A 12137-nucleotide genomic window follows, 5' to 3' on the forward strand; every position below is an offset into this window, starting at 1 on the left:
GATCAGACCGTCGCGACGAAGAGCGTGCCCCGTCCGGTGACGGCGAGAGTGCCCTCCGACGGGGTCACGAACACGCTGCCGCCGCGCTCGACGTGGACCGAGCCCTCGGCGCCCTCGAGCGAGAACGAGCCCTCGGTCGCGATCGCGATGGCGGGTCCGTGCAGGGCGACGCGGGCCGGCGTCTCCGACTCCGGCTCCACGACGGCGAGCACGAAGTCGGGGACGTCCGGACGGTAGACGCGCACGCCCGGTCCGGCCTGCTCGGCCGGGAGGTAGGGCACGGGCAGCGGCGAGAACTCGAGCACGCTCACCAGCTCGGGCACGTCGATGTGCTTGGGCGTGAGGCCCCCGCGCAGCACGTTGTCGGAGGCGGCCATCAGCTCCACGCCCGTGCCCGCGAGGTAGGCGTGGATGTTGCCGGCGGGGAGGTAGAGCACCTCGCCACGGGCGAGGCGGACGCGGTTGAGCAGGAGCGAGAGCACGATGCCGGGGTCGCCCGGGTAGCTCTCGGCCAGGTCCCGGACCGTGGTCGTCTCGAGGCGGTCGTCGCCCGCGGACGCCGCGACGACCGCGGACACCAGCGCGGCGACCTCGGCGCGGTCGCCGTCGGCGAGCAGCCACGACACGGCGCCGCGGAGGACCTCCGAGGGCTCGCCCTCGAGCGTCCGGGCGAACCGCGCGATCGCGGCCGCCTCCTCCGCCGGGGCGCGCCCGGCCAGCTCGGCGAGCAGCGCCCGGGCGTCCGCCGGCTCGCGGAAGCCGCAGAGCGCGTCGAAGCTCTCGCTGAGCGCGTAGATCAGCTCGGGCTTGTGGAACGGGTCCTTGTAGTTGCGATCGGCGGCGTCGCGGGGGATGCCGGCCTCCTCCTCCTCGACGAACCGGCGCCGGGCCCGCTCGGACGAGGGGTGGGCCTGGAGCGACAGCGGCCCGCCCGCCGCGAGGATCTTGAGCAGGAACGGCAGACGGGGAGCGCCCGAGACCGGATCGACCGACCCCTCCACTCCGGCGAGCGCCGCCTCGGGGTGCTCGGCGATCCACTCGGCGAGCGTGCCGGCGCCGACCGAGGCGGGGTCGAGGATGCGCGCGGGCGAGCCCGGGTGCGCGCCGAGCCAGAGCTCGGCCTCGGGGGCGCCGGAGGGCGCGGTGCCGAGGGCCTCCGAGATGCCGGTGAGCGAGCCCCAGGCGTAGTCGCGGGGGGTGTTGCCGATCGGGATGAACACGGGAGCGCTGGCCTTCCGTCCGAGGGGTGGGTCCGAGCCGCTCAGCCGGACGCGCCGGGGCCGCTCCGCTGCGACGCTAGCAGGATCCACAACGCGGGCCCGGGAGGAGGGCCCGCCTGTTGGTGCTCTCCGCCAGAGGACGCGGCACTCGCAGGCGCGCTTCGTACGCTGGGAGTCGCAGCACTGTCGCCGTCGGAGCGGTCGCCGTGCCGCATCCGACGAGCGAGGGAGCACAGAGCATGGACAGCACGACCTTCGAGACCCTGGGGGCCGACTTCTACGGGTTCGAGGCGGCGCTCACGCCCGCCGAGAAGGAGCTGCTGGTCGGCGTCCGCGCGTTCCTCGAGGAGCAGGTGCGGCCGATCGCCGACGAGTACTGGGAGCGCGCGGAGTTCCCGCGGCAGCTGATCCCCGGGATCCACGCCACCGGCGTCATCGGCCTCTCCTGGCCCGAGACCCGCGCGATCGAGAACTCCGCCGTGTTCCGCGGCTGGGTGGCGCTCGAGCTGGGCCGGGTGGACGCTGGCATCGCGACCTACGTCGGCGTGCAGAACGGCCTGGTGATGGGCACGGTCGGCGTCGCCGGCTCCGAGGAGCAGCGCGCCGAGTGGCTGCCGAAGCTCGCCTCGGGCGAGGTCGTCGGCGCCTTCGGCCTCACCGAGCCGCACTCCGGCTCCGACTCCGCCCAGGGCCTGCGCACCACCGCCCGCCGGGACGGCGACGACTGGATACTCGACGGCGAGAAGCGCTGGATCGGCAACGCGACCTTCAGCGACGTGACCGTGATCTGGGCGAAGGACGCGGAGGACGGCCAGGTGAAGGGCTTCCTCGTCCCCACCTCGACGCCGGGCTACCGCGCCACCGCCATCGCGCGCAAGCAGAGCCTGCGCACGGTGCAGAACGCCGACATCGTGCTCGAGGGCGTCCGCGTCCCGGAGTCGCTGCGCCTGCAGGGCGCGAACTCGTTCCGCGACACCGCGAAGGTGCTCCGGCTCACCCGTGCCGAAGTCGCCTGGCAGGCCATCGGCGTCGCGATCGGCGCCTACGACGCGGCGCTGCGCTACGCGAAGGAGCGCGTGCAGTTCGGCAAGCCGCTCGTCGGGCACCAGCTGGTGCAGGACCTCCTGGTCAAGAGCATCGGCAACATCACGGCCAGCATCGCCCTGGCGACCCGCGTGTCCGAGATGCTCGACGCAGGCGAGCAGCGCGACGAGCACTCCGCCCTCGCGAAGGCCTACGCGACGGCCCGGATGCGCGAGACCGTCGCCTGGTGCCGCGAGGTGATGGGCGGCAACGGCATCGTCCTCGACTACGGCGTCGCCCGCTTCTTCGCCGACGCGGAGGCCCTCTACTCCTACGAGGGCACCCGCGAGATGAACACGCTGATCGTCGGCCGCTCGATCACCGGCACCGCTGCGTTCGTCTGAGCCTCCCCGGCCGGGGAGGGTGCGGCGGCGCGCCCGGCACGCCGCCGCGCCGCCCCCGCTCCCTAGACTGGTCGCCATGATCCGACGCGCCGCCCCCGCCGCTCCCCGAGCGCTCGCGGTGGCGGTGCTGGCCGTGCTGCTGGCCGGCCAGTCGCTGCGGAACCTCGCCGGATGGTGGGGCTGGGGCGTCGTCGTCGCGGTGCTCCTGGGCGCCTCGATCGCCGTGCTCGTCCGCGCCCGCCCCCGCCTGCGCTGGGCCCGCACGCCGAAGTCGCTGGTCCTCTTCCTCGGGCTCGCGGTGCTCTCGCTGCTGTGGTCCGCCTATCCGGGAGCGAGCGCGATCGGAGTCACGGCGCAGCTCGCGACGACGCTCGGCGGCGTCGTCCTCGCCGTCACGCTGAGCAGCCGGGAGCTGCTCACGGCTCTCGGACGGGCCCTGCGCCTCTCCGTCGGCCTGTCGCTCCTCTTCGAGCTCGTGGTCGCGGTCGTCGTGCGGCAGCCCGTCCTGCCGTTCGGCGTCGAGCCTCCCGCCGACGGACCGACGCCCGACGCCTTCTACTGGTCGCAGGCCGCCCTCTTCACCGGCGAGCCCGTCCAGGGGATCGTCGGCAACCGCAACCTCCTCGGCTTCCTCGCCCTGCTCGGCCTGATCGTGATCGCGATCGAGCTGGCGGCCCACTCGATCCGGCGCCGGTGGGGAGCGGTCTGGGTCGCCCTGTTCGTCGCGACCCTCCTGCTCACCCGCTCGGCGACCGTCCTGCTCTGCCTCGTCGCCGTCGTCCTCGCGGCCGCGTTCGCGCTCTGGGCTCGCCGGAGGGGCGAGTCCCGCCGGCGTCCCGTCTACCTGACCGCCGCGGGGCTGGCGGTGGCGGCCGTCGCCGGAGGCGCCGCGGGCTGGGGCGCCCTCCTCGGCCTGCTCGGCAAGAGCGAGGACGCCACGGGCCGCCTCGACATCTGGGACTCGGTGATCGCGCTCACGCTGCAGCGCCCGGTCCTCGGCTGGGGCTGGGTCAGCTACTGGGCTCCCTGGGCCGCCCCGTTCGACACCCTCGCCGAGCGCAAGGGCGTGCTCTACCTGCAGGCCCACGACGCCTGGCTCGACGTCGCCCTCCAGCTGGGAGCGGTCGGCCTCGTCCTCTTCGCGGCGCTCGCCGTCTCGACGCTGTGGCGCTCCTGGTTCCGCGCGGTCGACCGCCCGCGGCGCGACGCGACCTCGACCCTCCCCTACACGGCCGTCAGCCTCGCTCCGCTGCTGATCGTGGTCGCCCTCCTGGCGCAGTCGCTGTTCGAGAGCCGGATCCTGATCGAGGGAGGCTGGCTGCTCCTCGTCCTCTTCGCGGTGCAGACCAAGCGGCCGGCGAGCGAGACGCCCGAGGTCCTCGCCGCGACCCCGCTCCCCCTCGCCGACGCCTCCCCGAGGCGATGAGGCCCCGCCGCCCCTCGCTCCCCGCCTCCGTCGCCGACGCGACGGCGTCCCCGCAGTTCGCGGCGGCCCTCGCGCAGACCACTCTCGTCACCGTCCTCTGCGCTCCGGCGGTCCGCGGACTCCTCGGCTGGCCCGGCTACATCGCCGCCGTCGCCACGCTCACCGCCCTCGCCGCGGTCATGCTCGTCCTGCGGCGCGGGCGGCTCGACTGGGAGGGCCTGCTGCCCACGAGCATCCTGGTGTTCCTCGGCTGGATCGCGCTCAGCGTGCTGTGGAGCGACTACACCTGGGCCACGGTCTCGAGCGTCGTCTACCAGTTCGCCCTGGCGTTCCTGGCGATCGCGATCGGCCTCACGCGCGACATCATCCAGATCATCCGCTCGGTCGGCGACGTGCTGCGGGTCGTGCTGATCGCCTCGCTGGCCGTGGAGGTGCTCTCGGGGGTGCTGATCGACCAGCCGCTGCGCTTCCTCGGCGTGGAGGGCCTGCTCGCGGTCGGCGGGCCGATCCAGGGACTCGTCGGCACGCGCAACCAGCTCGGGCTGGTCTGCCTGCTGGCGATCGTGACGTTCTCGGTGGAGCTGATGACCCGCTCCGTCGCCCGCGGGCCGGCCGTCGCCTCGATCGCCCTCGCCGCGGTCACCCTCCTCTTCACGCGCTCCGCCGTGAGCGCGGGCGTGCTCGCCGTGGCCGTCGTCGTCGCCCTCGCTCTGCGCTGGGTGCGCCACGGCGACGGCACCCACCGCCGTCGGCGGCAGCTCACGGTGCTCGGCGTCGCCGCCGCGGCCTCCCTCACCGTGTGGCTCCTGCGCTACCGGGTGATCGAGCTGCTGAACGCGGGCAGCGAGTTCGAGTTCCGGCTGCGGCTCTGGCAGCAGGTCTGGCGCTTCACGGACCTCGCTCCGATCGTCGGCTGGGGCTGGGTGGGCTACTGGCGGCCCGACCTCTACCCCTTCACCGCCATCGACTACCTCTCGGGCCGCCCGCACTCGTCGAGCCTCAACGCGCTCTTCGACGTGGCCCTGCAGGTCGGCGCGGTCGGGGTGGTCCTCTTCGTCGTGCTGATCGGCCTCGCGCTCTGGCGCTCCTGGCTGATCGCCTCCGAGCGCAAGGCGGTCGTGCACGTCTGGCCGGTGCTGGTGCTGACCGTGCTGATGGTCACCGCGCTGGCCGAGAGCTCGATCCTGCTCGACGCCGGCTGGCTGCTCGTGGTGCTCTGCGCGATGCGCGCGGCCCAGGGACTGAGCTGGCGTCGGCTCCTGCACCCGCGGGACTGACCGGACTCCTCAGCGCCCGCGCCGCCGCGCCACCTGGCGGAGCACGGCGAGGTGCTCCTCCCGGCAGCGCTCCCAGCTGAAGGACCGGGCACGCTCGACGCCGAGCGGGCCGAGCTCGCCGGTCCGCTCGATCGCCTCGAGGATCCCGTCCGCGATCGAGCGCGGCTCGAGCGGATCGACGTAGACCGCGGCGTCCCCGCAGATCTCCGGGAGCGAGCCCGCGTCGGACGCGGCGACCGGGCATCCCGACGCCATCGCCTCGATGGGAGGGAGGCCGAAGCCCTCGTAGAGGCTCGGGAACGCCAGCACCGCGGCTCGGCGGTAGAGGTCGGCGAGCTCCTCCGGAGTGACGTGGCCGCGCCACTCGACGAAGTCCGGCAGCGGGCCGAGGCGGTCCAGATCCCCTCCGGTCAGCACGAGCCGGAGGGCGTGCCCCTGCTCCCGCAGGAGGCGCACCGCCTCGAACAGGCGGGCGTGGTTCTTGTGCGGCCAGGCGCGCGCCGGGTAGAAGACGAAGTCCTCGCGTGTGCCCAGATTCGCGACGAAGCGCCGGGTGTCCACGCCGAGATGCGACACGTGGATCCGCTCCTCCGGGATGCCCAGCAGCTCGACGATCCGCCCCTTGGTGAAGGCGCTGATGGTGATGACCGCGTCGGCGCGGCGAGCGGTCGCCTCGTAGGCGAGCCGGCGGAAGACGCGCTCGACGCGGGGGAAGAGGTGCGGGAGGTCGCGGTGCTGCAGGTCGAACAGCATCTGCACGTGCCCCTGCCGCCGCGACGGCCACGGGAGCGGGACCGTGAACGGGAAGTAGAGCACCGCGTCCCGGCCGAGGCGCCGGCGCAGGCGCGGCGTGCGCAGGAGCGCCTGGAGCATCCCCACGGCCCGGCGGCGGTGGCCCGCCCCGCTGACGACCCCCTCGGCCACGACCTCGGGCACGCCCTCGCTGAAGCCGCGGGCGTTCTCCGGGACGAGCACCTGCACGGCGGGTCCCTCCTCCCCCGGCCGCGGCGCCAGGAGGCGCGTGAGCGCGCGCGCGTAGGTCTCGCCGCCGCCCATCCCGCCCGGGTCGACGGTGAGCACGGCGAGCGTGACGGGGCGGAGTTCCGGCATGGCGTCCAATCGGTCCGAAGCCCGGCCAGGATACCGGCGGGCCGCACCGCTCCCGGCGCCCGGCCGTGCCCGTGGGTAGTATGTGTCCCGCTGTCATCGACCCCGACGAATTGGACCACCACGTGCCCCGCGCTTTGATCACCGGAATCACCGGCCAGGACGGCCTCTACCTCGCCGAGCTCCTCCTCTCGAAGGGCTACGAGGTCTTCGGGCTCGTCCGCGGGCAGAACAACCCCAAGTACGAGCTGGTCCGCCGCACCGTGCCCGAGGTGACCCTGCTCACCGGCGACCTGACCGACGTGTCGAGCCTGGTGCGCGTGCTCGCCGCCGCCCAGCCCGACGAGGTCTACAACCTCGGTGCGATCTCATTCGTCGCCTACTCGTGGGAGAACGCGTCGCTCACCACCGACGTGACCGGCAAGGGCGTCCTCAACATCCTCGAGGCGACCCGCCTCTACGCCGGCTCCGACATGTCGCGCGTGAAGTTCTACCAGGCCTCCTCCTCCGAGATGTTCGGCAAGGTCCAGCAGGTCCCGCAGAGCGAGGAGACGCTGCTCTGGCCGCGCTCGCCCTACGGAGTGGCCAAGGTCTTCGGCCACTACATGACCATCAACTACCGCGAGTCGTACGGCATGCACGCCTCCTCCGGCATCCTCTTCAACCACGAGTCGCCCCGCCGCGGCCCGGAGTTCGTCACCCGCAAGATCAGCCTCGCGGTCGCCCGCATCAAGCTTGGCCTCCAGGAGACGCTGGAGCTCGGCAACCTCGACGCGAAGCGCGACTGGGGCTTCGCCGGCGACTACGTCGACGCGATGTGGCGCATGCTGCAGCAGCCCGAGGGCGACGATTACGTGGTCGCGACCGGCGAGACCCACGAGATCCGCGAGTACCTCGACATCGCCTTCAACCACGTCGGCATCGAGGACTGGACCCCGTACGTGACCCAGAACCCCGCGTTCATGCGTCCCGCCGAGGTGGACCTGCTGATCGGCGACCCGGCGAAGGCGCGCGACGTCCTCGGCTGGGAGCCGAAGGTCTCGTTCCCCGAGCTCGTGGCGATGATGGTCGAGAACGACCTCGCCGAGCAGTCCGCGCTGATCAAGTAGTCATGCCTGCCGCTCTCGTCACCGGAGCGAGCGGTCAGGACGGGGGCTACCTCGTCGAGCGCCTGCTCGCCGACGGCTGGGAGGTCTCCGCGCTCGTGCGCGGGACCGACGACGCCGCTCTTCCCGCCGCCGTCCGCGCCTTCGAGGGCGATCTCCGCGACGCCTCCGGCCTCGGCCGTATCGTCGCGGAGGCGCAGCCGGACACGGTCTTCCACCTCGCCGGCCTCTCCTCCGTCGCGCTCTCGTGGAAGGAGCCCGTGCTCACGGCCGAGGTGACCGGCACCGCGGTCGCCGCGCTCCTGGAGGCCTCGCTGGCGCTCCAGGAGTCGGCGGGCCGGGAGGTCCGCTTCGTCCAGGCCTCCTCCTCCGAGATCTTCGGGGCCGCGACCGAGAACCCGCAGACCGAGCGGACCCCGATCCGCCCCGTCTCCCCTTACGGAGCCGCGAAGGCGTTCGCGCACCACCTCGTCGCGGTCTACCGCGGCCGAGGGCTCCACGCCTCGTCCGGCATCCTCTACAACCACGAGTCGCCGCGTCGGCCGCTCGGCTTCGTCACCCGCAAGATCACCGCCGGAGTCGCGGCGATCGCGACGGGCGCCGAGTCGGAGCTCTCGCTCGGCAATCTCGACGCGCGCCGCGACTGGGGCTGGGCCCCCGACTACGTGGACGCCCTCGTGCGCGCCTCGCGTGCCGAGGAGGCGGGCGACTACGTCGTGGCGACCGGAGTCGCGCACTCGGTCCGCGACTTCGTCCGTGCCGCCTTCACCGCGGCCGGCATCGACGACTGGGAGCAGCGGGTCACGATCGACCCGCGGTTCGCGCGCCCCGTGGACGCCCCCGAGATGCGCGGGGACGCCTCCCGGGCCCGCGAGGTGCTCGGCTGGGCGCCGACCGTCGGCTTCGAGGAGATCGTCGCCCGCATGGTCGAGAACGACCTCGAGCTGGCGCGCCGCTCCCGCTGAGCCGCGCGCACCGCGTGCAGAAGGCCCCCGCTCCTGGAGCGGGGGCCTTCTGCACGCGGTGGATCGAGGACGCCTAGGCGGTCGCGTCCGACTGCTCGGCCCGGGCCCGCTCGTCGACGCCCTTGCCCTCGACGAGGTACGACCAGACGCGGGCGGCGTACTCGTCCCAGGTGCCGCCGTCGATCGCGAGCGCCTCCGCCGAGAGCCGCGCGTGCAGCTCGTCGTCGGTCAGCAGCCGCTCGAGGGCCGCGGCGATGTCGTGGTCGTCGTGCGGATCGACGAACAGTGCGCCGCCCGAGGCGGAGACCTCGTGCATGCTGCCGAATCCGGAGGTCACGACCGGGGTGCCGACCGAGATCGACTCCACGATCGGGAGACCGTAGCCCTCGTTGATCGAGGGGAACACGGTGCACCGGGCCAGGCGGTAAGCGCTCCAGAGCAGCGCGTCGGTGATCTTGGAGAGCGAGCGGACCGGACGGCCCTGGCCCTCGAGGACCTCGAGTCGGTACTCGAACTCGGCGCTGCTCCAGGCGTTGCCGCCGATGAAGACCAGGCTGAAGCGCACGCCCCGGCGCCAGAGCAGCTCGGCGGCCTGGAGCACCGCCAGGTGGTTCTTCCGCGGCTCGTGGCTGCCGACGCAGACGACGAGCGGGAGGTCACCGGTCACCAGCGAGCGCGCGGCGGTGGCCAGTTCCTCGTCCGAGACGCTCTCCGGCTGCGAGGGCAGCAGGATCGGCCGGATGTCCGGCCCCTGCATCCCGACGCTGCCGAGCATGTGGCGCCAGCCGGAGTACTCGGTAGCGGCCGCCTCGGAGATGGTCGCGATGCGGTCCATGTGCGACACAGCGACGAGCGTGCGCGAGAAGGCGGCGCTGATGCCGGTGCTCGCCGTCTCGGCGGTGGTGACCGGCACGCAGTCGAAGCCGATGGTGCCCGTGCGGTTGCCGCTGAACTCGGCGAGGGCGGAGACGCGCGACGTCCGCTCGTCCTCCACGGCGAGCTCGGGCAGGAGGTAGGTGCCCTGCCACGGGACGATCACGCGGGAGCGGTCCTCCGCGGCGTCGGGCACGTCGCCCGAGACGGCGTTCCGGCTCTGCTCCGGGGTGAGCATGACGAGCGACTCGTGGGTCGAGTCCCAGCCGGCGAGCAGGATCTCGTGGTCGCGCGTCCAGCGGACGAGGCTCTGGCGCACCACGCGCTGGATGCCCGTGGCCAGTCCCGTGCGCGCGGTGTGGTGAACGTCGACGACGACCGCGCCGACGACCACCTCGACCTCGGGGTGGTGGAAGCGGGCGAAGACCCGGTTCGAGGCGATGGTGGACGCGGCGTGGGTGAGCAGACCGGCGGTGCCGTCCAGCCGGGCCCGGCGGCGGCCGTCGACGACGTCCTCCCGGCGCGGGAGCGTGCCGCGGAGGACGGCGAGCACCAGCCAGACCTCGCGGTCGGTGGGGGCGGGCAGCAGAACGCTCAGCTGTCCGGTGAGGGCGTCGACGCTGCCCAGCGGCTCCACAGTGGGGGCCAGGGTGCGCACCAGGGTGGCGAGACGGTCGACCAGGTACTGCTTAGAGCGCACGGGGCGCCTCCTCGTGCTCGATGAGGGCCGAGGGGCCGATCAGGGCGGCCCACAGCTCCCGGGCGTAGTCGTCCCAGGTGCGCTCGGGCCGCTCTGCCGCCTCGAGGCGGAGCTCGTCGACGAGCTCCGGCGACGTCAGCAGGCGGCGCATGCCGTCGGTGATCTCCTCGTCGGACTCCGGGTCGATCAGGACGCATCCGCCGTGCTCGGCGATCTGCGCCGTACTGCCGTAGCGCGAGGTCAGCACGGGGAGCCCGATCGACAGCGCCTCGGCGACCGGCAGGCCGTACCCCTCGTGCAGCGACGGGAACGCCAGGAACAGCGCCTCCCGGTAGCTCGCGATCAGGACGTCGTCGTCGGCTCCGCGGAGCACCTCGACCGGGCGTCCGGCGGCGACCAGCTCGCGCACGCGGGGATCGAAGACCTGGTGCGCCCAGGGGTTGGCCCCGCCGATGAAGCGGACGCGGAAGCGCAGGCCCTCGCGCCAGAGGACCTCGGCGGCGTGCAGCACCGCGAGATGGTTCTTGCGTGGCTCCTGGCTGCCGACGCAGAGCACGAGCGGCAGGCCGGACGCGCTCCGGCCCTCGGAGCGCAGGCCGTCCGGGAGCTCCACGGGCAGCGGGACCGGGACGACGGTCGGGCCGGTGAGGCCCTGAGCGGGGAGCGCTCGCACGAAGCCCTCGAACTCCAGCGCAGCCGCGGCGCTCACCGTGGCGACGCGCTCGGCGTGCTTGACCACGGAGAGGAAGTTGACGAAGCGCACCGTCTCCTCCGGCGGCACCGTGTCGGCGCTGACGACGGGGATGGCGTCGTGGCCGAGGACGACGACCTCGTTGCCGGAGTACTCGGCGAGGGCCGCGAGCGGCCCGCACTGGTTGTAGTCGGGCACCGAGGGGATGACGACGACGCTGCGGTAGGGCACGACGAACTCGATGCGCTCCGGATCGCCGTGCTCCCAGTCGCGCCGCCCGGCGGAGGACCAGTCGACGACGCGCTCGTGCTCGATCGCGCTCAGGCGCCGGAAGGACATCGATCCGTGAACCCAGGCGATCGGGACGATCTCGTGCTCGGCGTCCCAGCGGGACACGGTCTGGCGCACGACCCGCTGGACGCCGGTGTTGTGCCCGTGGCGGGCGGGGAAGTCGACGTCGATCAGGACGGCCCCGGTGACGACCTCGACGCGGGCGTCCAGATCGGCGAACCCGGTCGCGGTGCGGGAGCCGGCCTCGAGGAAGATGCGCAGCGCCGCCTCCTCGGGGGCGAGCTCGAGGGCGCGGCGGAACCAGTCGAACAGCTCGCTCGTCGGGTACGCGGCCGTGAACGACACCAGCGCGACCCAGGTCAGCTCGTCGTCCTGGCGCGAGCGGATCTCGCGGGCCACCTCGTCGAGGTACGGGCCGGGCCCGCGGGTGCGCAGCGAGGCGCGGCGCTCCTCGTCGAAGAGGAGCGCGCCGATCTGCTCCAGGCGCTGCAGCATCGCCTCCGTGCGGTGGGCGCGCGCGGCGGCCGCGCCGGCGGCCGAGACCTGCGACCGGTCGCTCATCGCGCCCGACCGGACAGGCGCCGCTTCACGAAGCGCGCGCTGTGGCCGACGGCGCCCGACAGCCCGAGCTGCTCGACGCGGATCTGGAAGGTGCGCACCAGGCGGAGCGGCTTCGTCACCCGCCAGGAGAGGGTGCGCTCGAAGCCGGAGGCGGTCACTCCGCCCACCTGGATCCGCTCGACCCACTCGTCGAAGGGGTCGTTGAGGAGGGAGTCGACCTGCGCGCGCAGGCGGGCGAGCTCCTCGTCCGGGGACTCGGGCTCGGCGAGACGGGGCTCCACCGGAACCCCGGACGTGCGCGCGGGCTCCGCCGGGACGGCTGCGGGAGCGGCGTCGCCGACGGCCGACTCGAGGCTCGGGTCGGGAGCGGGAGGAGCGTCCTCGCCCGTGCCGCCGAGGACGGGGGCGGGGTCCCCAGCGCTCTGCGGCGCCGGGTCCAGGGGGACGTCGGAAGGCTGCGTGGGCATGGCGAACACCTCGTTCGTGTCGTTCA

General features: G+C 73.4%; 10 protein-coding genes. 5 read left to right on the top strand and 5 right to left on the bottom strand.

The window, feature by feature from the left end; translation table 11 throughout:
* Positions 1–2 precede the first annotated feature (2 nt).
* On the bottom strand, positions 3–1220 hold the full coding sequence (manA, locus tag C5C99_RS04095; RefSeq protein ID WP_104339631.1) for a mannose-6-phosphate isomerase, class I: 1218 nt from the start codon (positions 1218–1220) through the stop codon (positions 3–5).
* A gap of 239 nt (positions 1221–1459) precedes the next feature.
* Between manA and C5C99_RS04100 the strand changes: the two genes are divergently transcribed.
* The 3 genes from C5C99_RS04100 to C5C99_RS04110 all read left to right on the top strand — a co-directional run bounded on the left by C5C99_RS04100 (position 1460) and on the right by C5C99_RS04110 (position 5350).
* Positions 1460–2647 (top strand): acyl-CoA dehydrogenase family protein, encoded by a 1188-nt coding sequence (locus C5C99_RS04100; protein WP_104255244.1) that lies wholly within the window; start codon positions 1460–1462, stop codon positions 2645–2647.
* Positions 2648–2723: 76 nt separating this feature from the next.
* Positions 2724–4073 (top strand): O-antigen ligase, encoded by a 1350-nt coding sequence (locus C5C99_RS04105; RefSeq protein WP_104339632.1) that lies wholly within the window; start codon positions 2724–2726, stop codon positions 4071–4073.
* Positions 4070–5350 (top strand): O-antigen ligase, encoded by a 1281-nt coding sequence (locus C5C99_RS04110; protein WP_104249499.1) that lies wholly within the window; start codon positions 4070–4072, stop codon positions 5348–5350. Before C5C99_RS04105 ends, C5C99_RS04110 begins: the two co-directional genes overlap by 4 nt.
* A 9-nt stretch (positions 5351–5359) precedes the next feature.
* Here the strand turns inward: C5C99_RS04110 and C5C99_RS04115 are convergent, their stop codons facing one another.
* A complete protein-coding gene (locus C5C99_RS04115) occupies positions 5360–6460 on the bottom strand; it encodes a glycosyltransferase family 1 protein (RefSeq protein ID WP_104223147.1) in 1101 nt (366 codons plus the stop codon).
* Between the two features lie 122 nt (positions 6461–6582).
* Here C5C99_RS04115 and C5C99_RS04120 point away from each other — a divergent pair, with 122 nt between their 5' ends.
* Positions 6583–7566 (top strand): GDP-mannose 4,6-dehydratase, encoded by a 984-nt coding sequence (locus C5C99_RS04120; protein ID WP_104275317.1) that lies wholly within the window; start codon positions 6583–6585, stop codon positions 7564–7566.
* Between the two features lie 2 nt (positions 7567–7568).
* Entirely contained in the window at positions 7569–8528 is a 960-nt protein-coding gene (locus C5C99_RS04125; RefSeq protein ID WP_104223149.1) for a GDP-mannose 4,6-dehydratase, read from the top strand.
* A 73-nt stretch (positions 8529–8601) separates the two neighbouring features.
* Here C5C99_RS04125 and C5C99_RS04130 read toward each other — a convergent pair whose 3' ends face one another.
* Genes C5C99_RS04130 through C5C99_RS04140 form a run of 3 tightly spaced genes read right to left on the bottom strand, consistent with a single transcriptional unit; the run spans position 8602 to position 12111 of the window.
* Positions 8602–10101 (bottom strand): glycosyltransferase family 1 protein, encoded by a 1500-nt coding sequence (locus tag C5C99_RS04130; protein WP_104339633.1) that lies wholly within the window; start codon positions 10099–10101, stop codon positions 8602–8604.
* Positions 10091–11644: a glycosyltransferase gene (locus C5C99_RS04135; protein WP_104339634.1), complete on the bottom strand. Its 1554-nt coding sequence runs from the start codon at positions 11642–11644 to the stop codon at positions 10091–10093. The genes C5C99_RS04130 and C5C99_RS04135 overlap by 11 nt, the downstream gene beginning before the upstream one ends.
* Complete coding sequence (locus C5C99_RS04140; protein WP_104283350.1) at positions 11641–12111, bottom strand: hypothetical protein; 471 nt, start codon at positions 12109–12111, stop codon at positions 11641–11643. The genes C5C99_RS04135 and C5C99_RS04140 overlap by 4 nt, the downstream gene beginning before the upstream one ends.
* Positions 12112–12137: the final 26 nt, after the last annotated feature.

The organism is Rathayibacter sp. AY1C4, assembly GCF_002932195.1.
Taxonomy (GTDB): Bacteria; Actinomycetota; Actinomycetes; order Actinomycetales; family Microbacteriaceae; genus Rathayibacter.